Source organism: uncultured Aliiroseovarius sp., from assembly GCF_947492455.1.
In the GTDB taxonomy this organism is placed as follows: Bacteria; Pseudomonadota; Alphaproteobacteria; order Rhodobacterales; family Rhodobacteraceae; genus Aliiroseovarius.
Genome location: NZ_CANLNB010000001.1, coordinates 425,162 through 450,385 on the forward strand (window position 1 = coordinate 425,162; position 25,224 = coordinate 450,385).

The following is a 25,224-nucleotide window of genomic DNA, read 5'->3' on the forward strand; positions in this document are numbered from 1 at the left end:
ATTTGGTTGGACAGAACCTAGGTAGCCTGACCCTCAGCGTCAAGGCGACCAAATGCGTCATCGACAGTTTGGTCGTCCAAAGCCATCAGCTCGCGCGTTTGTGTCCACAGGATTGCGGTGTGCACGGGGCGCTCCGGATAAACGGCGCGCAGCATCCAGCGATAGGCGCCCAACTGGCGTAAAAGTCCTTCGGGCGTTTGGTCGGGGTGATCCGGAATGATGCGGTTGGATTTGAAATCCACCGCCAGCACGTGATCCTCGGTAACAATCAGCCGGTCGATAAAGCCGTGCAAGATACGCGCGGGATCATCCGGCAGGTGCCCGGTGATGGGCGCTTCGGCGATGCTGCGTTCGTCAAACAGATGCGCCAGCGCCGGGTCGGTCAGCAAGGCCGAAACCTCGTTGGTCAGCGTGTCGATCACATGGGGCTCCGCTGCATCCGCGCCGGTGGACAGCAGGTGCTGCGCGACGCCTGCCCAGCTTTCCGGGGCGACGTTCGGCAGATGCTCCAACAGCGCGTGAATTTGACGTCCGCGGATCAGCGGATCCTGCCCATCCGCCAGCTCTGCCTCACCGGGAAGCGCTTTCGCGCCGCCCAAATCGGACGGAGAGAGCGGTTTTGGTGCCGTCACAGGGGGCACGGCCTGCGTGGTCAACCATTCGGGCAGCAGGCTGCGCGCCGTATCCTGCGCGGAGGGGTCGTTCACCCCCGGTTCGGGCCAGTCGCCTGTGGCATAACGTTTACCTGTACCCGTCGGGAAGGCGCAATCGGCGCCGCCTGCGCGTTCCATCGCGGCCTCGGCCACGCGATACCATCCGGTCTCGGCTTTCCCAAGGTCCCCGGCTGCGGCAAGGATCAACCACTGTTCGGCGCGGGTCATGGCGACATAAAGCAGCCGGGTCCGTTCCTCGATCTCGGCCTCTTTCAAGCCCTCAGCCACGTCCTCAATCGCCTCGGTTCGGTCCGGTTTCGCGGGGAACCAGAAGGGCTGATCTGACGACAGTTTGCCAACCTGCGGCGGGTCCGAGGCGCGCCGCGCCGCCAGATCCGGCAGCAGAACAATCGGCGCCTCAAGCCCTTTCGAGCCGTGGATCGTCATCACCCGCACCAGATGCCCCTTGCTGTCCACCTGCCGCTTGATCGTGATGTCGCCGGTTTCCAGCCACGTGATGAACCCGGTCAGGCTGGGGATCTCAAGCCGCTCGTAGTTCATCGCCTGATGCAGCAGCGCATCAATGCCATCCTCGGCCTCTTGCCCCAACCGCGCGAGCAGCTTTTTGCGGCCGTCATGGCGGGTCAGGATCCGTTCCAGCAACTCATAGGGTCGCAGGAAATCCGCGCGGTCACGCAGGTCATGAAGTGTCTCTAACGTTGCGGAATATTGCTCTGACTGATCCGAGAGCGCCCGCCACAGGAAGGTCTTCTTGCCGCGATAATGGGCCAGTCGGAACAGATCGTCTTCGCTCCACCCAAACAAGGGCGAGCGCAAGACGGTCGCTAGCGACAGATCATCCTCGGGCGTGGCAAGGAAGGACAACAGCGCGGTCAGATCTTTCACTGCAAGTTCCGCCCCGATGCGCAGCTGATCAGCCCCGGCGATGGGAATGTCGCGGGCTTTGCAGGCGCGGATCAGCTCGTGGAACAGCTCGCTTCGGGACCGGACAAGAACCAGAATGTCGCCCGGATCGACGGGGCGTGAACCGCCCTTGTCATCGGGCAGGCGCTCTTCGCGGATCATCCGCTGGATTTCATCCGACAGATGGTCCGCCAGTTGCACCCGGTGATCACGCGGCGAGGGTCGATCGACCGGATCATTCCAATCGCGGTCTTCTTCGTGCTTAACCGGCTCAATCGACGGCCATAGATCCACGCGCCCCGGTTTGTCGCCAAAGAACGCCCGGTGCATGAAACCACCGCCAAGGCCCGACCGCCCTTCCAGCGCCATATCGACGAAGCCCAGCACGGCGGGCGAGGAGCGAAACGAGTATTCCAGCGGTTGAACCGCCAAGGCGCGCCCAACCTGCTGTAAGCGATCCGCAAAACTGTGCTGCATCCGCTGGAACTCGGCCGGTTCCGCGCCTTGGAACGAATAAATCGACTGTTTCGGGTCGCCCACCACGAAAATTGTGCGCTCCACATCGTCGCGGGCGCCTGACCCGGTGGTAAACTCGCGCGCAAGGCTGTCGATCACGCGCCATTGCACGGGGCTGGTGTCCTGAGCCTCGTCCACAAGAATGTGGTCGATGCCGCCATCCAGCTTGAACAGCACCCACGCGGCGACCGACGGATCGGTCAAAAGTCCACCCGCCTTCAGGATCAGATCGTCAAAATCCAGCCAGCCCCGCGCCAGTTTGGCGGCCTCATATTCCTGCACGAAAGCATGCGCGAAACGATAGAGAACCTGCGTCCGCCGCGCGTTATGCAGCGCCAATCGCTTGTGCCGCGCATCCTCAACCCGCGCCATCAGATCGTTCAACTGATCCATGATCGGCGCGCAGGCCCCAGATTGCAGTGCTTTGGTCGGAACAGACCCTATCTTGGCGGAAAACGGAGCAGATTGCTTCAAGAAGATCTTCTCGAGCCGCTGAAGAAGATCCAGATTTGGTTGGGCAAGATCCGCCCCCTGCAGCGTTTCAGAACGTTTCTGATCCTGCGCGCTGCCCGTAGCCGATCCCGCCCGGAACTTCGCCAGCACATCCAGATCATCCGGTGCAAAACACGTGTCCAGCAGGACGTCCAAGCTGTCGCCCGCGGCCACCCCAAACCAACCGCTGATCTGCGCCGCATCCTTGTCATCTGCAAACAGCATCCGGGCCGAGGTGATCCCCGCCGTTAGCCGCATCAGGTCTTCGCCCGTAAACAGCTGCGCCAGATCCTGCACCACACCCTTGTGCGGCCCGTCGCTCATCTGTTCCAGAATCGTGGCACGCAGATCGTTGGCGGCGCGATCGTCCATCTCGGTAAATTGTGGGGATACGCCCGCTTCGGTCGGGAAACGGCGCAAAAGCGAGGCGCAATAAGCGTGAATCGTCTGGATTTTCAACCCGCCGGGCGTCTCGATCGCGCGGGCGAACAGTTGTCGGGCCAGCGACAGGTCGCGCGCGCCTTCAACGCCCAGCTCAGCCAGGGCCTGTGTCAGGCTGGCGTCATCCTTCATTGCCCATTCGCCCAATCGCTTGAACAGGCGGTTCTGCATCTCGCTCGCGGCGGCCTTGGTGTAGGTCAGGCACAGGATGTTCTGCGGGGACACGCCGTCCAGCAACAGCCGCGCCACGCGGTCGGTTAGAACGCGGGTTTTTCCTGACCCCGCATTGGCCGACAACCAGGTCGAGGCCGAAGGGTCCGCCGCGCGGATCTGGGCGCGGGTTGCGTCGTTAAAGTTCATCGCCCAACCTCCGTGATCACAGGGGTGTCGCTGTCATCCCATTCGCCATAGCGTGCCAGATGATCATAGTCGCCCGCAAAGCGCTGCATATGCATGGCGCGGCGCGACGTATAGCCCTGCGCCTCATCATTGTAGGCTCTAATCAAGCCCAAAAGCTCGGATTTGATGGTTGCGATGTCGGCGGGCAACAGATCGGTTTGGACCTCTTTCTGCGGTGTCAGGCCGATATAGCTGACCAAGGACACAGGTGCGGCGTCGATGTTTTCGAACCCGCCAACTTCGGCAATCACAGCCTCGAGCAACAGCTGTTTGTCGAAGTTTTTTTGCTGCTTCTCGTTCGGAGGCGCGCCGGTTTTATAATCATAGATCAGCAGCGATCCATCCTGATGGCGGTCGATCCGGTCGGCCTTGGCGACCAGCTCGAAATCGGGGTCGTCAAATCGCGCTCGACCCCAAGTTTCGTTCGCCAGATTGGACGAGAACGCGCCGCGCGACAGCTCTTGTTGAACGAACCACGGCGCGATCCGATCAATCCGGGCTTTCCACAGGATACGAGTCGCAAGGTTGGGCACATGCTCGGCCAAGATATCATCCGCGATCTGGCATAGGCGCTCTTGTTCAAGCGCCGGGTCCGGGGCGTCGGGCAGCGACGAGACGTAGTTTTCGAAAACATCATGCAGCACGGTCCCGCGCATCAAGGCGTCCGATCCGCGCAGAAGAGGATCCAACGCACGCAGATGCAGCACTTTGTCTGCATAGATCGCAAAAGGGTCGCGGATCAGTTTGGTTACGCCGGTTGCCGACAGTTGCCGGGGACGTGTGGACAGGGGCGGGGATGGCGAAGGCCGCTTTTCTAGCGGAATAGTCTCGCTCGGCTGATCAATCTGACGCGCGAACTCCAGCCATTGGGTGCCCCGTGCACGCATTTCCTGTAAGGCCTGCGCACCGTCATCTGACATCCCGGCCATCAAGTTGCAGATGCGGTTTAGCCAGCGCGACGGGATGGTTTCGCTGTCCTCGTCCTTGACCGACCGGGTCAGGATCACCTCTTTCGTGGCGATGGCTTGCTGGAAATCATGCGCGGACAGACCCACGCGGCGTTCAGGCAAGGGGAGGTCCACCTGCATCCGCATTTGGCGGTTCAGCCACGGATCTGGGCCGGGTAGTTCGGGCCAGATCCCATCGTTCAACCCGGCAAGAATGACCCGATCCGCACCCTGCACGCGGGCCTCGAGCGTGCCCCAGAACATCACGCCGGGATGGGGGGTGTTGGGGTCGCGGACCTCGCCTTTTGATAGGATCGAGCGGAACAGATCGCGATAGGCGAGGGGAGAAAGGTCTCCTCCATGTTCAGCATTTTCTGCAAGGTTAGAGACGATTTCTTGGCACATCTGCCCCGCAGCGCGGTTCCAAAGTTCGCCCGTTCCCTCACCGTTCGGACCGCACGCGATCTCACGCGCCAGATCAAGATGGTGGGTTAGAAGATCTGGAAGGGGCAGCTCCTCCTCAAGCGGCGGGGCAAGGCAAATCGTGGCGACCCACTCGGCCCAGATCGCGCGTTCCGGTTCTTCCTCGAACGTCTGCGCCCAATCCAGAAGCGCCTGACGGTCGGGGATCGTGGCCGAGCCACGCAACACCTGAAGCTCAAGATCGCGGGTCCAGCGCAGATGATCCCCGCGTGTGTCCCCTCCCGTGTTGGTCAGCGGATGCTTGAGCAGCGTCAGCAGCCGATCAGCCGCGGGGGCTTCGCACATCATAAGCGTGATCTGGCGCAAAAAACGTCCCGGCGCGGACAGGGCAAGCGGGCGGCCTGCGCTGTCGTCCGGTTCGATGTTCCAGCGGTCCAAGGCGGCAGTGACCTGACGGGTCAGGTTTCGATCTGGCGTGATCAAAGCCACGCTGACCCCGTCTTTGACCGAGCGGCGGAGCAGTGCGGCGATTGCCTGCGCCTCGTCTCGCTGTCTCTGCGCCTCGATCAGGGTTAACCCCTCGGTGGCCTTTGTGATGCCTTCGAACCGGCGCCCTTCGATCTGCCATTGGTCCGTCACAGGGGCGGGCCGCAGCGCCAGCGAGATCAGTTTGTTGCGTTCAGGCGCGACGGGCGGCAGCTCTGTCCAGTTTTGAACCTCGCTTCGGGGTAAATCCAACTGTTTCAGAAGCGTGGCGAAGCGGTATTGCGGGTGATCTTCAGCCGACAGGGCGTCTTCTAAGGCGCTCCATGTGTGGTCTGGCAGGTCCGTGTCGAACCCCGGCAGGACCAATGCGCCCTGCGGAAGCTGCGCGACGGCGCGCATCAACAGCGCCGTGGTGCCACGCGATCCCGTCGAGCCGGCGATAATGATCGGGTGATCGGGGGGGGACTTCTGCCAGCCTTCGATAATCTTCGTTACCACCATCCGCTGCCGCGTTTCCGCGTCTGGGGCATGTCCGGCGCTGGGATCGAAGAACGGGTTGATCAGCGACAGAAACCGCAGGCTGCGGGCCCAGTGTTCGGACATATCTTGGACATCAAGCGTCTCTAACGCAGCGGGATTCACGCCTTCGCCGTGCATTTCGTCCATCAGCTTTGCCACGCTATCGGCCAGATCAAACGCCGCGCTTTTTGGGGCAAGGTCGGGTTCTTGTTCGAGCAGGGCGAGGATCAGCTGGTGCAGTTCAAGCTGGCGTCGCAAGGGGGCGACGGCGGTGGGGATCGAGCTGTCCAGCGGCATCTGCGCAAGGTCGGTGATCAGTCGCAGACGCGGTACGAAACCGGGCTGATCGTCAAACAGGCTTTGTACGCGGTTCAGCATGCGGCGGGAGTTCACGAACAATTCGACCCGTGCCATGTCATGCGGTGGGCTGCCTTCCATGCGGCGGCGCAACCCGTCGACCAACGCCTTGGGAAAGTCGACGCCGAGCGGCACACCGAAGACGCGCGATTTGGACGAGGACTCAAACATCGGCACCCTCCAACATTTTCTCTGCCAATGTGATGCCGTCCGGATGCCCGACATCACACCATGCGCCTTGATAGGGCAACCCGAACAGACGATCTGATCGGCGAATGGCATCCCACGCGACGTTTAGCGAGAAGACGTCCTCATCCACCTGCGCCACCGGGTGCGACTTGATGATCTGACACCCGGTATAGACCAGCCCCTGCCCGCGCGTGAGCTGCCCGTCTGGAGCGATCGTAAAGTCGCCTTTCCCGAGGTGACCGATGGCGTTTTCCGGCGGTACTAGCAGCATCAGGGCGTCCATGCGGTCAGGATCCCAGGCGTGAAGAAGCATCTGCATCGGGTTGGGACCAGACCAAACCGCATCGGCGTTGAGGGTGAAAAGAGACGCAGTTTTATGCAGTGTTAGAGCCTGTTTTAGACCTCCGCCGGTCTCAAGCAGTGTGTCTTCGTGCGAAAAAACGACGTCTCGATCCGCCAAGTGCGTATGGATCTGATCTGCCAGATAATGGGTGTTCACAATGATCTGCGAGACGCCGTCAGCTTCGTCCACAATATCCAGCGCGTGGTCCAGAAGGGGCTTCCCGGCGACCGGGATCATCGGCTTTGGCTGCGTTTCCGTCAAAGCGCCCATGCGGGTGCCGCGCCCGGCGGCAAAGATCATCACTGTGTCGGGCATGGCTGTCTGAGCCTTTCAAGGTGGCTAGGGCTGGGTTCAGGTAGGATCGCGTTTAGTTGGGTGCGTAGTTTTGCAAGCGGCGGGTGGCGAAGGTCGTCTTGCAGCAGGGTCCAGACGCGCGGGATCAGGTCAATATAGTGCGGTTTGCCCATCTGCTGCGACAGTCGCGCGAAAATGCCGAGGATACGCAGGTTGCGCTGTACGGCGACCAGATGGAACTCGTCCTGAAAGGCGGTTTGATCAAGCCCGCGCCGCTTTGCGAAGGCCTTTCGCGCCGATTTGGCCAGATCGACCGACACATCGCGCCGCACATCACGCAGAAGCGACACAAGATCGTAGCTGGGCAAGGTGTTCACCGCGTCCTGAAAGTCCAGAAGCCCGACGCGAGCGGTGCCCCCCCGATCTGGCAGCCAATGCAGGTTCTGTGCGTGGAAGTCGCGCAGGGATGTGCACAGGGTGGTGTCGAAGGGGGTGAGCGCCTCTTCGATGGCACCCAGCGCATCGCTCATCACGGCGGCAGGCTGGGGCGCATAGTGTAGGAAGGCCAGGTCGCAGGCTTGCGCCATGTCGCTTATGCCATAGCTGGCGACCGGCGCGGGCGTGGCGTCCAGAATGGTGTGAATTGCATCAATTGCGCAAGAATAGAGACTGTTTTCAAGCGAGGGATCGGTTTGGATCAGCGAGGCGAAATCATCGTCTCCGAAATCCTCAAGCAGCAGGAACCCGCTTTGCAGATCCGCCGCATAAATTGTCGGTGCAGACAGGCCAAGCCCCGCAAGATACTGCGCGATATCGACGAAGGACTGCATCGAGCCACAGGTCGATGGCGGGGCGTCCATCAGGATCGCGGGGCGGGTGCCCTGTGCGCGGAAATACCGGCGGGAGGAGGCATCCCCGGTCAGGGGCCGAAAGGGCGCATTGGCCCATTCGGTCGTGGTCAGAAACTGGCGGCGATCCTGCGCGCGGTCATCGCTCATGGCAGCGCCTTTTCGATGCGGGCTTCCCACTGCTCGGCGGGGCCCGAAATCCGGACGTGTCGCAGATCGGGGTCATCGGACGCGCCGCCTGTCGAGAACTCCAGCGACAGCGCGTTTTGCGGCAGCAGCTCACCCAGGCGGTCGGGCCATTCGACAAGGCAAATCGCGGTCTCGAACGCGTCGATCAGGCCCAGCTCTTCGACTTCGTCCGGGTGTGTCAGGCGGTAGAGATCGGAGTGCCAGATCTCGCACAACGTGTCGTCATAGGTCTGCACCAGCGTGAAGGTGGGCGAGGGCACGTCCTCGGCCAGACCCTGCGCGGCAAGGCGGGATTGGATCACCGCACGGGCGAAATGCGTCTTTCCGGCCCCGATCCCGCCAGACAGCAGGATCACGTCGCCCGGTACCAATTGGTGGGCTAGGGCTTCGGCAAAAGCGGTGGTCTGATCCGGGGTGGAAAATGCAAGATCATGATGAAAGGCGTGCGTCATGGCACGAGTTTTAGACGCCCTGCGCGTCGGTGCAAGGGTGGATCACCTCACCTCGTGTCAGGGGGTCAGATGCATGGCGGAATTCGGCGCAGGCTGAAACTCGCGCTGGGCGGGGCGGACGTGGAAGCGGGCCATTGTGGCGCCACGCACCAAGGGGACGAAATGGCATTCGACCTGCCGTCCATCCAGAAGGGCGATATGGTCGGACCACGTTTGACGTTCGCCATGGGCGGCCACGAATTCTTTCAGCATGCGCCAGACCGGCGTGTCGCCCGCGGTGCCGCGCCAAGTGCGGATCGCGTCGCCCAGATTGATATCCTCAAGCGTGGTGGACGGATCATTGCCCCACAGCTTGGTATAGGCCGCGTTCGACATGGACAGCACCCCACCGGGCGAGAAGATGGCAATCGCGTCCTCGATACAGTCCAGCGCGGATTGGCCCATCTCAAGCTCGCGGCGGAAGCGGCGGGTGAGCGAGATTTCGGACGTAATGTCTTCGAACAGGAAGGCCACGGCGCCATCCGGATGCGGGCGCCCGGTAATGCGATAGGTCTGACCGGTGGGCAGGGACCACGTTTCCTCGTAGGTGCCATTCACCGCGGCACTTTCCAGATCTGACATCTGTTGCCGCCACGAGACATAATCCTTTGGTTCCGGCATCATCCGCTTCTCGCGCAGGCGGTCGAGGAAGGTAAACAGCGTGGGTTTGCCCACAAGGAACGAAGCATCCAGCGCCAAAATATCGGTCAGGGCCGGGTTGAACAGGGTCAGCTGCCGTTTGCGGTCGAAAATGGCCAGACCGATGGGAAGATGCGCAAAGGTTTTGGTCAGGGTCGAGACGAACTCGGTCCGTGATTTTTCGGCATTTACCACGCGATCCACGGGGATGGCGGTCAGCAGGGTCTCGGTCCCCAAGGGGGCGTCGTGCAGCTCGAACCAGTGGCGTTCACCATCGGTGGGCAGCTGGACGGCCACGCGGCGCGGGGTTTCCAAGTTTTTGGCATCTTCAAGCCGGGGCCGATCAAACAGCTTTTGCGGGGGCCAGCTGGCGACCTCGTCCGAGGTGTCGGGGTCGGCGGCCTGATCCAGATAAGTCTTGTTGGCCCATGTGATTTTGCCGTTTGCGTCTTCGCGCCACATCATGACGGGTGCGTGATGCGCAATCGCGCGCAGCCCGTCCAATTCGTCCCGCATGGCGTCAAAGCTGACACGGTCGACAATCGGATCGGCGCCCTCGGTGCCAGCGGTTACCAAGTGGATCCGCGCTAGCCCGTCGCGCCATTCCGCGTCAATGCGATGCGCCCCGTCAGTCGAGGGGATCGAGAGCGTGCCAAGCTCGGCCAGTTCGCCGATCTGGTTGGACAGGTTGGGAAAGCGCGCCTCCAGGACTTGTGATAGATGCTGCCAGTCAGAGCCGGAGTTGTGCCGCGGAAGCGCATCCAGAATCTGACGCCCCGCCGGGGTCACATCTGTCAGCATCTGATCATCGAACAGAAAGACGACGCTGTCTTTTTCCTGCGAGGTCCGCTTGCGCAGCTTTCGATCCCGCGCCGGGTCCAGCACGGAAAGAATGTACAGCGCCGCGATCGAGATTGTGAGGGCCGTCAGCACCAGCCCCACCGCGTAAAGAGTATTCATCATGTCCACACCTGTCGTTTCGGCGGTCTGCCACCCGCGTTATCAACGGATTAACCTTAGTCTGGTGTGGTTAATGAAGGTTTAATCAAGGTGAACTGCTTGATTCTACGGGGTTTCTAGCCCGCATCATGGGTGAAATGAATATTCTCGCCCAGCGCGCCGCTTGTGTCTGTCGCTTCCAGCCCACGCGTGCCACGCCGCCATTCCACCTGTGCAATCGCGCCCGATTTCTCGCGCGGGTGGGGGCGGCCAGTATAAGGCGACGAGGCATTGGCGAAATGCAACGTGGCGCCGGTGCGTTCCAGCAGTGTCTTGGCGATGAACAGGCCCAGCCCCATGCCTTTGTACGCCTGCCGTTGGCCATGCTCGGCCTGCGATTTGCGGCGGCGGATGAAGGGGTCTCCGATCCAGCCCAGAACTTGCGGGGAATACCCTTTGCCGTCGTCCAGAATGCGGATGGTGATGCGCTCGTCATTCCAGCACAGCTCGATCCAGACCTTGGTCGAGGCGAAATCCACTGCGTTCTGGATCAGGTTGCGTAGCCCGTGAATGATCTCGGGGCGGCGCATCAGGATGGGCTGATCCAAGGGATCGGCCTCGATACAGGTGATCTCAATCTCAAGCGCCTTGCCGCGCTCGCGGTGGGGTTCGGCGGCCTCTTCGATCAGGGCGATCAGGGGGGCGTGTTTGACCAGCATGTCGTCTTTGCCGGCGCGGCCCATGGATTGCAGAATATCCCGGCAACGGTCGGCCTGCTCGCCGATCAGGCGGGCGTCGTCACGTAGCTCGTCATCGCCGTCCAGTTCCTCGACCAGCTCGGACGAGACCAGCTTGATCGTCGCCAGCGGGGTGCCAAGTTCGTGTGCGGCAGCAGCGACCACGCCGCCCAGATCGGTCAGGTTCTGCTCGCGGGACAGGGCCATTTGGGTGGCCAGAAGCGCTTCGGACATCGAGCGCATCTCGGACGAAATCCGGCGGGTATAGAGGCCAATAAACCCGACCGAGATCGTGACCGAGACCCACAGGCCAAAGACGAAAAGGTCCGGCATCTGCAGAACGCCCGTCGCAGTCTGAAGCGGAATATTGACCCACGTGACCAGACTGGTGGCCGCGATGGCCACAGCCCCCACCATAATGGTCGAGCGAGTCGACAACGCGGTCGCGGCAACGGTTACCGGGGCAAGGATCAGCACCATGAATGGGTTGTGGATGCCGCCGGTCAGCAACATCATCAGGCCCAGTTGCAGCGTGTCGAAGACCAAAATGCCGGTGGCCTGACGTTCGTTCAGGCGGGTGTTGCGCGGAAAAAGCGTGCTGGAGACAAGATTGGCGATCACCGCAATCCCGATGGCGGCGGCTACCAATCCGAACGGGATCTGAACCGTAAAGAACTGAACTGACACGGCAATTGCCGCGATCTGACCCGCGATCGCCGCCCAGCGCAGAAGGATCAGCGTGCGCAGGCGCACCCAGCTGCGTTGCTGGCTTCCAACGGCGGCATCAGTGGCCGGGTCTGTTTGCTGTTCCACCATTTGTGATCAGGGCTAATTGCTTTTTCGGTTGCGTCAATGTGTTCTCTTGCTAGTCGTGACGAAAGGCAGGATCAATGCCTGCGCGAACAAACCGGAGAATTTCTATGCAACGCATCATTGCTGTGACGGCCGCAACGGCGATTGTGGCACTTGTCGGGGTGACGTGGTTTGTCACCAGCGGGGAAGAGGATGCCTTTGCCGAATGTCGTGCAGGCGCCATCGGAACCGGCGTTGCGTCGATCGGGGGTCCGTTCGAGCTGACGGATGAAACCGGCGCTCTTGTGACCGAGAAAGACGTGATTACCAAGCCGACGCTGGTCTATTTCGGCTACACCTTCTGCCCCGATGTCTGCCCCTTGGACAATGCCCGCAATGCCGAAGCGATGCGCATTCTGGATGGTCAGGGTTATGACGTGCAGGCGGCCTTTATCTCGGTCGATCCAGAGCGCGACACGCCCGAGCATCTGGCGGATTTCACCAGCTATATGCATGACAACATGATCGGTCTGACCGGTACGCCCGAGCAGGTCAAAGCGGCCAGCCAGGCCTACAAGACCTATTACCGCAAGCAAGAGCCGGAAGAGGGGCAGGAAGAGTATTATCTGATTGATCACTCGACCTTTACCTATCTGATGTTCCCGGAAACCGGGTTTGCAGATTTCTTCAAGCGGGACGAGACGCCCGAGTCGATGGCCAAGCGGGTCAGCTGCTTCATTGACGCGGGCGCATAGCAGGCATCGTAGCGTCAAAATTGACCTTACGGTCATTAGTACCTACCTATCATGATGCAGACGCAAACCGGAGGTTGCTGCGATGACCACTGAGGAACTCAAGCCGATTGGCGAAGACGCGTCCCTGTTGTTGGTAGACGACGACGAACCGTTCCTGCGCCGCTTGGCGCGCGCGATGGAAAAGCGTGGCTTTTCTGTTGAAACTGCAGGATCTGTTGCTGCGGGTAAGGCCATCGCCACCGCCCGCCCGCCGGCCTATGCCGTGGTGGACTTGCGGCTTGAGGATGGCAACGGGCTGGATGTGGTGGAAACCATCCACGAGAAACGACCGGACTCCCGGGTTGTTGTTCTGACCGGTTATGGCGCGATTGCCACCGCGGTTGCAGCGGTCAAACTGGGTGCGGCGGATTATCTGTCGAAACCTGCAGATGCAAATGACATTACCGCTGCTCTGCTGGCCATGCCAGACGAGCTTCCGCCGCCACCGGAAAACCCCATGTCCGCTGACCGCGTCCGGTGGGAGCATATCCAGCGGGTGTATGAACTGTGCGACCGCAATGTTTCCGAGACCGCGCGCCGTCTGAACATGCACCGCCGCACGCTTCAGCGCATTCTGGCCAAGCGCAGCCCGAAATGAGGCTTCTCGCGGGCGTGATGGGCCTTGCGCTGCTGTCCGCCTGCGTCCAGCCCAGCGCGCCAACACCTACGCCGCGCCAAGCCGTCAGTTTTTCGCCCGACGCGCAGGGGCTGGCCGTTCTGCCCAGCAATCAGCGTATTGACTTCGGACGCTCGCCCAAGGGCGTAATCCCCGCCCTGACCCGAGAGCTTGGCCACCCAACCACCTTGCCTTTAACCGGTTGCCCGACAGGCATCACGCAACGCCTGCGCTGGGCGGAGCTGGAACTCAGCTTCACTCCCGAGCGGTTCGTGGGGTGGAAACGTGGTACTGACCAGCGCGGCCGCGTCTGCGCCTAGGCGTTTTGGGCTGGAATAGTCTCTGACGTGACTACCCCATCCGCTCCAACAGGCGATTGTGGCGCGCGGTGAAATCGGTGCGGACCTCGGCGGGGGGGCGCAGGGTGATGTCCAGCCCCTTGGTGATGGTGGGATCGGGCACGCCAAAGAACTTCCCGGCCTCTTCAACACTGAAACCGGCGATCTGCGTGGCCTCCAAAAAGGCCGAGATCCTGTCCGCGCGCTTAATGGCCTTTTTCACCGCCACAGGGATCTTCGCGGGCAGGCTAAAGCGGATGTGGATGGCGGCGGTTAGGCGGTCGTCCAGCTCTCCATACCCCGCACCGACCGAGGCTTTCACCGGCGAGATCATGTCGCCAATCACATATTCCGGTGCATCATGCAGAAGGGCAGCCAGCTGCCATTTTACCGGCGCTTTGGGGTTCATCCGTGTGTAAAGCGCTTCGACCAACAGCGAATGTTCGGCGACGGAATAGGGGAAGTCGCCAAAGGTCTGCCCATTCCAGCGCGCAACGAAGGCAAGGCCGTGGGCGATGTCCTCAATTTCAATGTCGACGGGGGTCGGATCCAGCAGATCCAGCCGCCGACCAGAGAGCATCCGTTGCCATGCGCGGGGTTTTGCGGGCATTTTCGGTCCTTCCTGCGGGTTTCGCAACGCAATGTCGCCTTTTTCACGGGCAAGTCAATTGGCCTTCATTGCGTGTTCGTGGTTAGAATGCTACGGCACGCGCAACAGTAACGGGATCAGGATCGGAGAAACACCGTGACCCAGGATTATATCGTCAAAGACATCGCTCTGGCCGAGTTCGGCCGCAAAGAGCTGGACATCGCTGAAACCGAAATGCCGGGCCTGATGGCCCTGCGTGAGGAATACGGTGAAACGAAACCGCTGGCAGGCGCACGCATTGTCGGCTCGCTGCACATGACCATTCAGACCGCGGTTCTGATTGAAACGCTGGTCGCGCTGGGCGCCGATGTGCGTTGGGCCTCGTGCAACATCTTCTCGACCCAAGACCACGCGGCTGCTGCGATTGCGCAGGCAGGCGTTCCGGTCTTCGCCATCAAAGGCCAGTCGCTGGAAGAGCACTGGGACTATCTGGACCTGTCCTTCCAATTCCCGGACGGCCCGAACCTGATCCTGGACGATGGCGGCGATGCGACGCTGTACATCCTGCTGGGCGCGCGCGCCGAAGCCGGTGAAGATCTGGGTGTTCCTGGGTCGGAAGAAGAAACCGTCATCCACGCGCAGATCAAGAAGCGCATGGAAGCCAGCCCCGGTTGGTTCACTAAGATGCGCGACCAGATCAAAGGTGTCTCGGAAGAGACCACCACCGGTGTGCACCGCCTGTATGATCTGGTTAAGAACGGCCAACTGCCGTTCCCGGCGATCAACGTGAACGACTCGGTCACCAAATCGAAGTTCGACAACAAGTACGGCTGTAAGGAATCGCTGGTCGACGGCATCCGCCGTGCCACCGACACCATGATGGCCGGTAAGGTTGCCGTGGTTTGTGGTTATGGCGACGTGGGCAAAGGTTCGGCCGCGTCGCTGCGTGGTGCTGGCGCCCGCGTGAAAGTGACCGAGATCGACCCGATCTGCGCGCTGCAAGCTGCGATGGACGGGTTCGAGGTGCTGACGCTGGAAGACGCTGTCGCAGACGCCGACATCTTCATCACCACCACTGGCAACAAAGACGTCATCCGCATCGAGCATATGCGCGCGATGAAGGACATGGCGATCGTTGGCAACATTGGCCACTTCGACAACGAAATTCAGGTGGCAAACCTGAAAAACCACAAGTGGACCAACATCAAAGACCAAGTGGACATGATCGAGATGCCCTCGGGCAACCGCATCATCCTTCTGTCGGAAGGCCGTTTGCTGAACCTCGGCAACGCCACAGGTCACCCGTCCTTCGTGATGTCGGCCAGCTTCACCAACCAGGTTCTGGCTCAGATCGAGCTGTGGACCAAAGGTGATGAATACAACAACGACGTCTACATCCTGCCCAAGCATCTGGACGAGAAAGTCGCCCGTCTGCATCTGGACCGCATCGGCGTGAAACTGTCGTCGCTGAACAAGGAACAGGCGGATTATATCGGCGTGTCGACCGAAGGCCCGTTCAAGCCGGAACACTATCGTTACTGAGCCAATAAGGTATCAGAATGGAAAAGCGCCGCCCGGTTGGGCGGCGCTTTGCGTTTTGGATGTGTGTAAGGGGCGTTGCCCCTCGCGGCTGCGCCGCTCACCCCAGGATATTTCCGACAAGAAAAAGAGGGGGTGCGACACGTGATCAGAGGTCTTCGCCGAACCCAAAGTTCTCGGTCACGTAATCGATGTCTTTGTCGCCACGACCAGACATGTTGATCAGGATCGACTTGCCCGGATGTTTCGGGGCTTCGCGCATCGCGAAGGCAACCGCGTGGGCGCTTTCGAGTGCCGGGATGATGCCCTCGGTGCGGCTGACGGTGAAGAAGGCGTTCAGCGCTTCTTTGTCGTCACAGGCGGTATAGTTCGCCTTGCCGGTGCGATAGAGGTGCGCGTGCTCTGGCCCGACACCCGGATAGTCCAGACCCGAGGCGACGGTGTGCACGGGGGCCGGTTCGCCGTTTTCGTCCTTCAGAACCATCGTGCGGAAGCCGTGAATGTCGCCGTCTTCGCCGAAGGTGATGGTCGCGGCGTGTTCGCCCAGTTTCGACGAGGTGCCCATCGGCTCGACGCCATAAAGCGCTACATCGTCATCGTCGATAAAGCCCGAGAACAGGCCCATTGCGTTCGATCCACCGCCCACACAGGCGGCAACCATGTCAGGCAGACCGCCGGTCATCTCAAGGAACTGTTCGCGGGCTTCGACGCCGACGACGTGCTGGAAGTCGCGAACCATCATCGGGAACGGGTGCGGTCCCACGACCGAGCCAATGGCGAAGAGCGCTTGGTCGGCCTGCTCCATGTAGCTGCCGAAACAGCTGTCCACGGCCTCTTTCAGCGAACGGCCACCAAAGCCCACGGGAACAACCTCGGCGCCCAGCAGCTTCATGCGGGTCACGTTGGGGGCTTCTTTGGCGATGTCGATCTCGCCCATGTGGATTTCGCATTCCAGACCAAAGTAAGCGGCGGCAGTGGCCAGCGCCACGCCGTGCTGACCGGCACCGGTTTCGGCCATTAGCTTTTTCTTGCCCATGAACTTGGCCAGCAGACCTTCGCCCATGCAGTGGTTCAGCTTATGCGCACCAGTGTGGTTCAGGTCTTCGCGCTTGGCATAGATCTGAGCGCCACCGCACTGCTCGGACAGGTTCTTCAGATAGGACACCGGGGTCGGACGGCCCTGGAAGTGCTTACGGATGTGGCGCAGCTCGGCGATGAAATCTGCCGACTTCGAAATCCGGTCATAAGCCTCGCGGATTTCTTTGAAATGCGGCTCCAGCGGGGGCGGCAGCATCGCGCCGCCGTAGTCGCCGAAATACCCGTCACGTGTCGGTGTGGATTTAAGATAAGACGCCATTCCTGTGTTCCCTCGTGTCTGTTTTGTCCACGGGATGAGACAGGGAAATGCGCGGCGCCTCAAGCAGAAAGTTGCGGTTTACAATGAATATCTAGAATAAAATTGCGGCCCGGCGTGGGCAGGGCCGCAATTCAAGGAGTTTCAGCCTATTCAGCTGGGAATGCGCAGGTTCTGACCCGGGTAAATCAGGTCTGGATCCTTCAGCATCGGGGTGTTGGCTTCAAAGATGTCCTTGTAGCGCGCACCGTTGCCCAGCGTCTTTTCAGCAATCGCCCACAGGGTGTCGCCCTTTTCAACGGTGTGGAAGGTCGGCTCGTTGTCCAGATCGGCTTCAACCTCGGCCACACCTTCGACGTTGCCCACGGCCAGGATGACCTTCTCGCGCTCTTCCGCGCTTAGGTTTTCGCCACCTTTGACGGTGACTTTCTCGCCCTCGACCTGAATATCCAGACCCGAGGTGTCGATGCCCAGATCGGCGACTTCCTTGTTCAGGCTGTCGGCAGATGCGGCTTCGTCACCACCGAACAGCGATTTACCAGCACCTTTTACGAAGCTCCAAAGACCCATTGTTCTCTCCTAAAGCAATATGTGTCGCCGCCATCCTGTGCCAGATAGGCGGAAAAACATAGGGGGAAAGCTGCGGCAAACTTTTCCTTTGTGGAAATCCTGAATGCGCCTAGAGTTTCGATGAAAATCATTGAACGTCCATAAAATTGGGAGACACAGATGGGAAAGCGTGACGACTTGATCGCGAAATATGCAGATGATCTTAAGAACAAATGCGGCATGACGCCGGATATGGATCTTCTGACCAAGGTGACAATTGGCTGTGGCCCTGCGATTTACAATGACGATGCCTCGACCGTGGCTGCGACGCAGGAAAGCGAGCTTGAGACCGTCAAAAACAACTTCCTGATCAAGAAGCTGGGTCTGGCTGATGGCCCGCAGTTGATGGACGCGATCAACGCCGTCATCGACACCTATGGCCGCAGCGAGCGCAACAAGTACCGCGCCGTTGTGTACTACATGCTGGTGAAGCATTTCGGGAAAGAAGCCGTCTACGGCTAAACCGCCCAGACACCTGACCTTTTCAAAGCGCGGCCTTCGGGTCGCGCTTTTTGAGTCTTTAACGGAAGGTGAACGTAAACCACTGCAATTGAACGGTATTTTACGGTCAATTCAATTGCTTGGGGGCGCAACCTGCGCTAGCTTCATCTACGAAGACCAGGACGGTCGGACCTTTAATTCAGAGACACGTGCGGTGCTGAGGGAGCACGTGGGGTGAGGAAGGGGTCCGAGACGTCGGGCCCCTTCTTGTTTCTCACATCACGCCCAGAACCAGCCCGATGATGGTGCAGCCCCCAACGGCATAGCCCCCATCCATCCAGATCAAGGATTTTGACCGGTCGCTGAACATGACGTTGTTGATCATCCACGGCGCGACGACGAACAATCCAAGCCCCAGCCCGGCAATCAGGCTTTTGCCCGCGCCATCAATGCCCGCCATGCTGAACATGTGCCGCATCATTCCAGCAACAACTAGCGCGCCCACGAAGGCCACGATATAGGGTTTCGGGTCGGACGCGTTATGGGGTTTGCCCGCGTCATCCGTTTGGATGCCCGCGGCGACAACCCATTGTTTCGACAGCGCCATATACCAGACCGCGCCGAACGCATAGCCCGCGATGGCGGCGACGATGACTTCCAACATGTGATTTCCTCCTGTTCGACTGGGTTCATGCGACCAGCCGGACAGGGGGGTTGTCAAGCGTCGCCCGCAAGCTCCAACACGATGGCCCATTCGGCCTCGGTCACCGGTTGGACGGACAGGCGGGTGTTGTTGACCAGCACCATATCGGCCAGACGGGGATCGTCTTTACACATGGCCAGCGTCACCGGCTTGGGCAACGCACGCACCGCTTTGATGTCCACGCAATCCCAGCGTTCGTCGTCGGTCGTGCTGTCCTGATGGCTTTCCGCGATCACCTCGACGATGCCGACGATCTCTTTTTCTTTCTGCGAGTGGTAGAAGAAGCCAAGATCGCCGATTTTCATAGCGCGCATGTGGTTGCGCGCCTGATAGTTGCGCACGCCGTCCCATTCCTCGCCCGCGTCACCTTTGGCGACCTGTTGGTCCCAGCTCCAGGTCGAGACTTCGGATTTGAACAGCCAATACGCCATTAGCCGACCACCCGGTTCCACTGCTCGATGCGCACGTCAGCAAACAGACCGGCCTTGGCATAGGGGTCGCCGTCCGCCCACGCCTGCGCGGCGGCCATGTCATCGACGTCCAGCACCAAAAGCGATCCGCACATCATGCCGTCGGCATCCAGAAACGGGCCCGCCTGCGCGACCACGCCGGTGTCCTTGATATAGGCCAGATGCGCCTCGCGGTTGGCTTTGCGGGTTTCGATGGCACCGGGTTTGTCAGTGCAGATGACGGCTACGAGCATTCATTCCTCCTTGAGCGGCCGTGACAAGAGCATGTCGACAGCTTCGTTTATGGTCAGTTGATTGTCCAGCACGGCGACGACCATCTGCGCGATGGGCATCTCGATCCCGGCGATTTGGGCAGCGTTAGAGACTGCTTTTGCAGTTGCGCGCCCTTCGACGGTGGTGCCTTCGGGCAGGGGATCGCCGTGACCAAGCGCCAGTCCAAAGCTGTAGTTGCGCGATTTCTCGGACGAGCAGGTCAGGGTTAGATCGCCAAAGCCCGACAGCCCGGACAGCGTTTCCGGCTGCGCACCTTTCAGGGCGGCATAGCGTTGCATCTCGGCATAGCCACGGGTCATCAGGGCCGCACGGGCGCTTTCGCCCAACCCTGCACCGATGGCGATGCCGCAGGCGATGGCGACGACGTTTTTCAAGGCGCCCCCGATCTCGACCCCGATCAGATCTGTTGAGCGATAGAGGCGGATGTTGTTGGTGGACAACGCGGCTTGCAGTGCTTCTCCGTCCTCGCAGGCCAAGGTCAGGGCCGTGGGAAGGCCAGCCGCAATGTCGACTGCAAAGCTGGGTCCAGACAAGATCGCTGGCGTGGCCGAGGGACAGGTGCGCTGAATGATCTCAGCCGGACCAAGCCCGGTCTGCAAATCGACGCCCTTACAGCAGGCCACCAGCGTTTTGCCTAGAAATAGGGACGCGTTTTCTTCCAGAAACCCGGCCAGCTTCTGCATCGGGACGGCCAATAGGATGATGTCCGAGGTCTGCACATCCTCGATCCGCTCAAGCACGGTTAGGCTGTCGGGAAAGGTAAAGCCGGGCAGGCGGCGGGTGTTTTCGCGGGCAGTTGCCATGTCGCCCGGATCGCGCGCCCATAGGCCAACGGCGCGACCGCTTTGCGCCAAAGAGATGGCCAAAGCCGTACCAAATGCGCCTGCGCCCAGAACCGAAATGCTCATGCTTTTGCCCCCTTTTTTCCTGATCCCAACATTGCAGGAGCGCGCTGGTCAAGCGGCCATCGCGGGCGGGCTTGCAAGGACATATCGTCTTGCTGCCCTGCGCGGAAGCGTTCGATCCCGGCCCAGGCGATCATCGCGGCATTGTCGGTGCACAGCGCCAGCGGTGGGGCAAGGAAAGTAGTGTCGTGCTGTGCACAAACAGTCTCTAACTCGCCCCGAATGGCCATATTTGCCGCAACGCCCCCGGCCACGGCCAAGGTGGGCTGGGCGGGGGTCAGGGACAGGTACTCTTTCAGCGCACGGCGTGATTTTTCGGCCAGAACATCTCGCACAGCGGCTTGGAACCCGGCGCACAGGTCCGCGCGGTCCTGAACGCGCAGCCCGCCATGTTCCGCCACCAGCCGGTCGCGTTCGCGCAGCAGCGCGGTTTTCAGGCCCGAAAAGCTCATATCACAGCCGGGGCGATCCAACAGCGGACGCGGGAATTTGAAGCGTTTGGGGTCGCCCTTCTTCGCCTCAGCCTCGACCGAGGGGCCGCCGGGTTGGGGAAGACCCAAAAGTTTGGCGGTTTTGTCGAAGGCTTCGCCCGGGGCATCGTCGATGGTGCCGCCAAGACGGGTGAAATCCTCGGACCCTTTGGCGATCAGGAACTGGCAATGCCCGCCCGAGACCAGAAGCATCAGATAGGGAAACGCCGCCTGATCCGTCAGGCGCGGGGTCAGGGCGTGGCCAGCAAGGTGGTTCACGCCGACCAGCGGCTTGCCCGAACCGATCGACAGCCCCTTGGCACACATGACACCCGCCAGCACGCCCCCGATCAGGCCGGGGCCTGCGGTGACGGCGATGGCGTCGACCTCGGACAAAGCCATATTCGCCTGCGTTAGAGCCTGTTCCACGCAGCTATCCAGCTTTTCGGTATGTGCCCGCGCGGCGATTTCAGGTACGACACCGCCGAAATCTGCGTGCAGCTCGGTCTGGCCAGCCACCACCGACGACAGCACTTCGGGCACCTGTCCCGGCACATGGCGGACCACCGCCGCAGCGGTATCATCGCATGAGCTTTCCAGCCCAAGAACGGTAAGGGGTTGATCAGTTTCAGTCATCACGCTTGCGATCTGTTGCGGGAACGGGTCGGTTGGGGGTAACACCTAGACAGTTCGCAGACAATCCCGGCCCGAAACATGCCCAAGCTTCCAATCCTTGTCCTGACGCGCCCAACGGCGGCGGCGCAGCGGTTTCTGACGCAGGTCGAAGCGGCGCTGGGGCAGGAAGTGCCGCATGTGATCTCGCCCATTTTGCAGATCCAGCCGGTTGGGGAGTGGCCCGACCTGTCTGAGGTAGAAGTCATCCTGACCTCGGAACACGCGGTGCGGGGGGATTTGACCGGCATCACCGCCCATTGCGTGGGCAGGCGTACTGCCGAGGCTGCAGCCGCGCAAGGCGCGCAGGTCCAAACGGTTGCGGTGAATGCCGAAGCGCTGTTGCAGAAGCTGGGTGCGCAACCGGGCAACTATGTGCATCTCTGTGGCTCGCACAAAGCGGTCGATATCTCGGCCCGTTTGACCGTTGCAGGCCTGTCCTGCTGCGACCATCAGGTCTATGCGCAGGTGGCGCAGCCCCTGACCGATACCGCACGCGCGGCGTTGGAAGGGGAAGACCCCGCCCTGCTTCCCCTTTTTTCGCCACGTTCGGCGCGTTTGGTTGGGGAAGCCATTGCGAAACCGGCTCGGCACCTCCAAGTCATTGGTATGAGCGATGCGGTCGCAGAAGAATGGCGTGTGGTGACTGGCGAAACCGCCGAAATCGCCGACGCGCCGACCGGTGATGCGATGGTGAGCGGGATTGTCGCAGCGTTGCGTGGTCACGTCGCTTGAGCCGCACCAAGGCAAGGGGTAGGCTGTTCTACGCAGCTGCAGCATTTTAAAGCAAGATTCGAGGGGGTCCTGATTTTGGCCAAGTCTCCGAAAACAGCCAAGGAAACGGTAGAAACGGCGGAAGACGCCGTTGTCGTTGAAGAAACCAAGCTGGACGAGGACCAGGATACACCTCCTGAAAACCCGACCGAGGATGCGCCCGCAGCGGAGTCTGAGCAGGATGACGCTGTGATTTCCGACGAGGCCGAGAGCACGGACGGCGAAGATTTGCCGAAGGACGAAGCTGACGCCGAGGAGCGTGTCGAGGAGACCCCGGAAGAGGTCGAAACCCCGGACGAACCGACCCCAGCCCCGGCTGACGCAGAACCCAAGAAAAGCGGATCTGCTTTTGGTCCGATGGTGCTGGGTGGCGTGATTGCTGCAGCCCTTGGATTTGGGGCCGCCCAGTTTGCGGGTCAGTGGTCTTTCGGACAGCCAGAAGAAGATCCGATGATCGCTGAAATGGCTGCGCTTCAGGATCGGATTGCCGGTTTGGAAAGCAGCACCGCCGCGCAGGGCGACAGCCTGAGCGCCTTGGCCACGGATGATGGGCTGGATCGGCTGCGGGACGAGACATCAGGCACGATGGACCAGCTGCGCACGCAGCTTGACGGGATGACCGCCAAGCTGGACGAGCTTGAGAACCGCATTCACACGGTCGAAAAACTGCCTCAGGGCTCGGGCATGGAAGCTGCTGCGGCGGCTGCGGCAGCCTATGAGCGTGAATTGCAGCAGATGCGCCAGATGCTGGATACCGAACTTGCGCGGATCACTAGCCAGAAAGAAGACGCGCAGACGTTGGAAATGTCCGCTGCTGAAACGGCACGGGCAGCAGCAGCACGTGCCGCGATGGCGCGGGTGCATGCAGCCCTTGAAACCGGCCAACCCTTTGGGGACGCACTGTTTGATCTGACGGAAAACGCAGGTGTTGAAGCGCCCGATGTGCTGTCGGCTATTGCGGCGGATGGTGTGGCCACCCAACAAACACTTCAGTCCAGCTTCCCGGAGGTCGCCCGCGCGTCGCTCGATGCGTCGATCCGCGCCGCTGTGGAAGCGGGCGAGATGGATCGCGTTTCGGCCTTCTTCCGCACACAGCTGGGCGCGCGGTCGCTGGAACCGAAAGAGGGGGACGATCCCGACGCCATCCTGTCGCGCGCTGAAGCCGCGTTGAAAGCCGGGCAGCTGGACACCGCACTAACGGAACTGGCCGCCATGCCCGCCGCCGGACAGCCCGCGCTGGCCCCGTGGATCGCTACCGCCACCGCGCGTCGCGATGCCTTGGCCGCCGCCGCCGATCTGTCCCAGCACATGAACACGAACTGAGGAACCGCCGATGCTTTGGTCTTTGATTAAGATTATCCTGTTCATCGCAGCGATTGCACTTTTGACGGTGGGCGCTGGGATCCTCATGGAAACCGAAGGTGGCGTGCGCATCGCCATCGGCGGGATCGAGTTTAACATGGAGCCCTTGCAGGCGGTTATCGCCGGGGTGCTTCTCGTGATTGCGATCTGGCTGGCGCTGATCGTGTTCGGACTGGTCGTTGCTTTTGTCCGCTTTGTGAATGGCGACGAAACCGCGATTTCGCGCTATTTCGACCGCTCGCGTGAACGTAAGGGCTATGAGGCGCTGGCCGAGGGTATGATGGCGATTGCCTCGGGCGAAAGCTCGACCGCGATGTCGAAAGCCGCCCGGGCCGAGAAATATCTGCGCCGCCCCGAGCTGACCAACCTGCTGACCGCGCAGGCGGCCGAGATGTCGGGCGACAAGCGCAAGGCGGCTCAGGTCTATAAGCGGTTGCTGAAAGATGAACGCACGCAGTTTGTTGGCGTGCGCGGGATCATGAAGCAGAAGCTGGAAGAGGGCGACACCGAGACCGCGATGAAGCTGGCCGAGAAAGCCTTTGCGCTGAAGCCGCGTCACACTGAAACGCAGGATGTGTTGCTGGGCCTTCAGGCGCAAAACAACGACTGGGCCGGTGCGCGCAAGACGCTGGGCGCCAAGCTGAAATACGGCGCCCTGCCGCGTGACGTGCACAAGCGCCGCGATGCGGTTCTGGCGCTGTCGGAAGCCAAGGGCGTGATGAAGGAAGGCAATCCGATCGAGGCGCGTGTCGCCGCGATCGAAGCCAACCGCCTGTCGCCCGATCTGGTGCCCGCTGCGGTGATGGCAGCGCGTGGCTATATCGCCGACGGCAAACCGAAATATGCCGCGCGCGTGCTGGTCAAGGCGTGGTCGGCGCAGCCCCACCCGGATCTGGCCGCGGCCTTTGCCGACATCGCGCCCGACGAAAGCCCCGCCGAGCGGATCAAGCGGTTCCGTGCCTTGACCAAGCATCAGGACGGCAACCCCGAAACCCGCATGCTGCTGGCCGAACTGAACATCGCAGCCGAGGATTATCCCGCTGCCCGCACCGCACTGGGTGATCTGCCCGATGCGATGCCGACCCAACGTGCGCTGACGCTTTTGGCGGCGATTGAACGGGGCGAGGGTGCCTCGGATCACGATGTGCGCGCCACACTCGCCCGCGCAGTAACCGCGCCGCGTGGGCCTCAGTGGGTCTGCGAAAGCTGCAACCATGTGCACGCTGCGTGGCTTCCGGTTTGTAACAACTGCGATGGCTTCGACACGCTGGCGTGGAAACAAGCGCCCGAGGCTGAGGGTGCGGTGCCATCGGGCGCCGAGATGCTGCCTTTGGTCGTCGGTGACGCCCCGGTGGATGCGGTTGAAGACGCAGAAGAGCTGCCCGATGAAACCGCCGTTCTGGACGGTGAAGTCGTGAAAGAGGCGGACGACAAGCCCGCCGCATAAAGATCAGATCAGGCGGTACCACTTGGTCGCCGCTTGATCCTGTTTTTACGGCCCATCCCGAACGCCATTTTTGCTTGCGCAAAGATCGTGTCGCGTCTAAAACCCCCAACGCTGCGAGGCGGAATTCGCCCGGCAGCCAGTGCGCCTCAATAGCTCAGCTGGTAGAGCAGGTCCTTCGTAAGGACAAGGTCGGGGGTTCGAGTCCCTCTTGAGGCACCACTTCTTCTATTTTTTGGGTTTCCTTGGAATT

Annotated in this window: 23 protein-coding genes and 1 tRNA gene; 9 read left to right on the forward strand and 15 right to left on the reverse strand. The window is 61.1% G+C overall.

The features are described from left to right. Window positions 1-17: 17 nt before the first annotated feature. The 7 genes from addA to regB form a co-directional block, all read right to left on the reverse strand. Window positions 18-3,386 (reverse strand): double-strand break repair helicase AddA, encoded by a 3,369-nt coding sequence (gene addA, locus Q0677_RS02130; protein WP_298905465.1) that lies wholly within the window; start codon window positions 3,384-3,386, stop codon window positions 18-20. After that, window positions 3,383-6,328 carry a double-strand break repair protein AddB gene (gene addB / locus Q0677_RS02135; RefSeq protein ID WP_298905467.1) on the reverse strand — a complete coding sequence of 982 codons (2,946 nt, stop codon included), beginning with the start codon at window positions 6,326-6,328 and terminating at the stop codon, window positions 3,383-3,385. The genes addA and addB overlap by 4 nt, the downstream gene beginning before the upstream one ends. Next, window positions 6,321-7,004, reverse strand: coding sequence for a nucleotidyltransferase family protein (locus Q0677_RS02140; protein ID WP_298905469.1), 684 nt, complete (start codon window positions 7,002-7,004; stop codon window positions 6,321-6,323). Before Q0677_RS02140 ends, addB begins: the two co-directional genes overlap by 8 nt. After that, window positions 6,989-7,981, reverse strand: a complete 993-nt coding sequence (locus tag Q0677_RS02145) for a phosphotransferase (RefSeq protein WP_298905471.1) — start codon at window positions 7,979-7,981, stop codon at window positions 6,989-6,991. Before Q0677_RS02145 ends, Q0677_RS02140 begins: the two co-directional genes overlap by 16 nt. Next, window positions 7,978-8,472: a tRNA (adenosine(37)-N6)-threonylcarbamoyltransferase complex ATPase subunit type 1 TsaE gene (gene tsaE / locus Q0677_RS02150; protein ID WP_298905473.1), complete on the reverse strand. Its 495-nt coding sequence runs from the start codon at window positions 8,470-8,472 to the stop codon at window positions 7,978-7,980. The genes Q0677_RS02145 and tsaE overlap by 4 nt, the downstream gene beginning before the upstream one ends. 57 nt (window positions 8,473-8,529) lie before the next feature. Further along, window positions 8,530-10,113 carry a PAS-domain containing protein gene (locus Q0677_RS02155; RefSeq protein WP_298905475.1) on the reverse strand — a complete coding sequence of 528 codons (1,584 nt, stop codon included), beginning with the start codon at window positions 10,111-10,113 and terminating at the stop codon, window positions 8,530-8,532. A gap of 113 nt (window positions 10,114-10,226) precedes the next feature. Continuing rightward, window positions 10,227-11,639: a sensor histidine kinase RegB gene (gene regB / locus Q0677_RS02160; RefSeq protein ID WP_298905477.1), complete on the reverse strand. Its 1,413-nt coding sequence runs from the start codon at window positions 11,637-11,639 to the stop codon at window positions 10,227-10,229. Between the two features lie 107 nt (window positions 11,640-11,746). Here regB and Q0677_RS02165 point away from each other — a divergent pair, with 107 nt between their 5' ends. From Q0677_RS02165 to Q0677_RS02175, 3 genes are all read left to right on the forward strand, one after another. Next, a complete protein-coding gene (locus Q0677_RS02165) occupies window positions 11,747-12,373 on the forward strand; it encodes an SCO family protein (RefSeq protein ID WP_298905479.1) in 627 nt (208 codons plus the stop codon). An 82-nt stretch (window positions 12,374-12,455) separates the two neighbouring features. Continuing rightward, the gene (locus Q0677_RS02170) at window positions 12,456-13,010 is read left to right on the forward strand and encodes an ActR/PrrA/RegA family redox response regulator transcription factor (protein ID WP_298905481.1); all 555 of its coding nucleotides are present in this window, start codon (window positions 12,456-12,458) and stop codon (window positions 13,008-13,010) included. After that, window positions 13,007-13,348 carry a hypothetical protein gene (locus Q0677_RS02175; RefSeq protein WP_298905483.1) on the forward strand — a complete coding sequence of 114 codons (342 nt, stop codon included), beginning with the start codon at window positions 13,007-13,009 and terminating at the stop codon, window positions 13,346-13,348. Before Q0677_RS02170 ends, Q0677_RS02175 begins: the two co-directional genes overlap by 4 nt. A gap of 31 nt (window positions 13,349-13,379) precedes the next feature. Here the strand turns inward: Q0677_RS02175 and Q0677_RS02180 are convergent, their stop codons facing one another. Next, entirely contained in the window at window positions 13,380-13,976 is a 597-nt protein-coding gene (locus tag Q0677_RS02180) for an HD family hydrolase (protein WP_298905485.1), read from the reverse strand. Between the two features lie 135 nt (window positions 13,977-14,111). Between Q0677_RS02180 and ahcY the strand changes: the two genes are divergently transcribed. Beyond that, on the forward strand, window positions 14,112-15,497 hold the full coding sequence (gene ahcY / locus Q0677_RS02185; RefSeq protein WP_298905487.1) for an adenosylhomocysteinase: 1,386 nt from the start codon (window positions 14,112-14,114) through the stop codon (window positions 15,495-15,497). A 145-nt stretch (window positions 15,498-15,642) separates the two neighbouring features. Here the strand turns inward: ahcY and trpB are convergent, their stop codons facing one another. Together trpB and lysM are read right to left on the reverse strand one after the other, a co-directional pair. Beyond that, a complete protein-coding gene (trpB, locus tag Q0677_RS02190) occupies window positions 15,643-16,851 on the reverse strand; it encodes a tryptophan synthase subunit beta (protein WP_298905489.1) in 1,209 nt (402 codons plus the stop codon). A gap of 150 nt (window positions 16,852-17,001) precedes the next feature. Then, window positions 17,002-17,418, reverse strand: coding sequence for a peptidoglycan-binding protein LysM (lysM, locus tag Q0677_RS02195; RefSeq protein ID WP_298905491.1), 417 nt, complete (start codon window positions 17,416-17,418; stop codon window positions 17,002-17,004). A 159-nt stretch (window positions 17,419-17,577) separates the two neighbouring features. On the opposite strand from lysM, the gene Q0677_RS02200 reads away from it, so the two are divergent. Continuing rightward, window positions 17,578-17,919: a DUF2853 family protein gene (locus Q0677_RS02200; protein ID WP_298905492.1), complete on the forward strand. Its 342-nt coding sequence runs from the start codon at window positions 17,578-17,580 to the stop codon at window positions 17,917-17,919. A 253-nt stretch (window positions 17,920-18,172) separates the two neighbouring features. On the opposite strand, the gene Q0677_RS02205 is transcribed toward Q0677_RS02200, so the two are convergent. The 5 genes from Q0677_RS02205 to tsaD are packed head-to-tail and all read right to left on the reverse strand — an operon-like array spanning window position 18,173 to window position 21,355. Beyond that, window positions 18,173-18,562 carry a DUF1761 domain-containing protein gene (locus Q0677_RS02205; RefSeq protein ID WP_133485185.1) on the reverse strand — a complete coding sequence of 130 codons (390 nt, stop codon included), beginning with the start codon at window positions 18,560-18,562 and terminating at the stop codon, window positions 18,173-18,175. 53 nt (window positions 18,563-18,615) lie between these two features. After that, entirely contained in the window at window positions 18,616-19,032 is a 417-nt protein-coding gene (locus tag Q0677_RS02210) for an EVE domain-containing protein (RefSeq protein ID WP_298905495.1), read from the reverse strand. After that, complete coding sequence (locus tag Q0677_RS02215) at window positions 19,032-19,304, reverse strand: YciI family protein (RefSeq protein WP_133485183.1); 273 nt, start codon at window positions 19,302-19,304, stop codon at window positions 19,032-19,034. Before Q0677_RS02215 ends, Q0677_RS02210 begins: the two co-directional genes overlap by 1 nt. Continuing rightward, the gene (locus tag Q0677_RS02220; RefSeq protein WP_298905497.1) at window positions 19,305-20,252 is read right to left on the reverse strand and encodes an NAD(P)H-dependent glycerol-3-phosphate dehydrogenase; all 948 of its coding nucleotides are present in this window, start codon (window positions 20,250-20,252) and stop codon (window positions 19,305-19,307) included. Next, window positions 20,249-21,355 (reverse strand): tRNA (adenosine(37)-N6)-threonylcarbamoyltransferase complex transferase subunit TsaD, encoded by a 1,107-nt coding sequence (gene tsaD, locus Q0677_RS02225; RefSeq protein WP_298905499.1) that lies wholly within the window; start codon window positions 21,353-21,355, stop codon window positions 20,249-20,251. The genes Q0677_RS02220 and tsaD overlap by 4 nt, the downstream gene beginning before the upstream one ends. 78 nt (window positions 21,356-21,433) lie before the next feature. Between tsaD and Q0677_RS02230 the strand changes: the two genes are divergently transcribed. From Q0677_RS02230 to Q0677_RS02245, 4 genes are all read left to right on the forward strand, one after another. Continuing rightward, on the forward strand, window positions 21,434-22,126 hold the full coding sequence (locus Q0677_RS02230) for a uroporphyrinogen-III synthase (RefSeq protein ID WP_298905500.1): 693 nt from the start codon (window positions 21,434-21,436) through the stop codon (window positions 22,124-22,126). 75 nt (window positions 22,127-22,201) lie between these two features. Continuing rightward, the gene (locus tag Q0677_RS02235; RefSeq protein WP_298905501.1) at window positions 22,202-23,488 is read left to right on the forward strand and encodes a hypothetical protein; all 1,287 of its coding nucleotides are present in this window, start codon (window positions 22,202-22,204) and stop codon (window positions 23,486-23,488) included. Between the two features lie 10 nt (window positions 23,489-23,498). Further along, window positions 23,499-24,974: a heme biosynthesis HemY N-terminal domain-containing protein gene (locus Q0677_RS02240; protein ID WP_298905502.1), complete on the forward strand. Its 1,476-nt coding sequence runs from the start codon at window positions 23,499-23,501 to the stop codon at window positions 24,972-24,974. Window positions 24,975-25,117: 143 nt separating this feature from the next. Further along, window positions 25,118-25,193 (forward strand) — tRNA-Thr (locus Q0677_RS02245). The last annotated feature ends 31 nt before the right edge of the window (window positions 25,194-25,224 follow it).

What these genes read in the sequence shown, in the direction of transcription:
- Q0677_RS02155 (WP_298905475.1), bottom strand. Translation starts at nt 10,113, where the DNA reads ATGATGAATACTCTTTACGCGGTGGGGCTGGTGCTGACGGCCCTCACA.
- Q0677_RS02220 (WP_298905497.1), bottom strand. Translation starts at nt 20,252, where the DNA reads ATGAGCATTTCGGTTCTGGGCGCAGGCGCATTTGGTACGGCTTTGGCC.
- Q0677_RS02210 (WP_298905495.1), bottom strand. Translation starts at nt 19,032, where the DNA reads ATGGCGTATTGGCTGTTCAAATCCGAAGTCTCGACCTGGAGCTGGGAC.
- Q0677_RS02205 (WP_133485185.1), bottom strand. Translation starts at nt 18,562, where the DNA reads ATGTTGGAAGTCATCGTCGCCGCCATCGCGGGCTATGCGTTCGGCGCG.
- Q0677_RS02170 (WP_298905481.1), top strand. Translation starts at nt 12,456, where the DNA reads ATGACCACTGAGGAACTCAAGCCGATTGGCGAAGACGCGTCCCTGTTG.
- lysM (WP_298905491.1), bottom strand. Translation starts at nt 17,418, where the DNA reads ATGGGTCTTTGGAGCTTCGTAAAAGGTGCTGGTAAATCGCTGTTCGGT.
- Q0677_RS02165 (WP_298905479.1), top strand. Translation starts at nt 11,747, where the DNA reads ATGCAACGCATCATTGCTGTGACGGCCGCAACGGCGATTGTGGCACTT.
- addA (WP_298905465.1), bottom strand. Translation starts at nt 3,386, where the DNA reads ATGAACTTTAACGACGCAACCCGCGCCCAGATCCGCGCGGCGGACCCT.
- Q0677_RS02180 (WP_298905485.1), bottom strand. Translation starts at nt 13,976, where the DNA reads ATGCCCGCAAAACCCCGCGCATGGCAACGGATGCTCTCTGGTCGGCGG.
- Q0677_RS02145 (WP_298905471.1), bottom strand. Translation starts at nt 7,981, where the DNA reads ATGAGCGATGACCGCGCGCAGGATCGCCGCCAGTTTCTGACCACGACC.
- tsaD (WP_298905499.1), bottom strand. Translation starts at nt 21,355, where the DNA reads ATGACTGAAACTGATCAACCCCTTACCGTTCTTGGGCTGGAAAGCTCA.
- Q0677_RS02230 (WP_298905500.1), top strand. Translation starts at nt 21,434, where the DNA reads ATGCCCAAGCTTCCAATCCTTGTCCTGACGCGCCCAACGGCGGCGGCG.
- Q0677_RS02175 (WP_298905483.1), top strand. Translation starts at nt 13,007, where the DNA reads ATGAGGCTTCTCGCGGGCGTGATGGGCCTTGCGCTGCTGTCCGCCTGC.
- addB (WP_298905467.1), bottom strand. Translation starts at nt 6,328, where the DNA reads ATGTTTGAGTCCTCGTCCAAATCGCGCGTCTTCGGTGTGCCGCTCGGC.
- Q0677_RS02215 (WP_133485183.1), bottom strand. Translation starts at nt 19,304, where the DNA reads ATGCTCGTAGCCGTCATCTGCACTGACAAACCCGGTGCCATCGAAACC.
- trpB (WP_298905489.1), bottom strand. Translation starts at nt 16,851, where the DNA reads ATGGCGTCTTATCTTAAATCCACACCGACACGTGACGGGTATTTCGGC.
- tsaE (WP_298905473.1), bottom strand. Translation starts at nt 8,472, where the DNA reads ATGACGCACGCCTTTCATCATGATCTTGCATTTTCCACCCCGGATCAG.
- Q0677_RS02140 (WP_298905469.1), bottom strand. Translation starts at nt 7,004, where the DNA reads ATGCCCGACACAGTGATGATCTTTGCCGCCGGGCGCGGCACCCGCATG.
- Q0677_RS02200 (WP_298905492.1), top strand. Translation starts at nt 17,578, where the DNA reads ATGGGAAAGCGTGACGACTTGATCGCGAAATATGCAGATGATCTTAAG.
- Q0677_RS02240 (WP_298905502.1), top strand. Translation starts at nt 23,499, where the DNA reads ATGCTTTGGTCTTTGATTAAGATTATCCTGTTCATCGCAGCGATTGCA.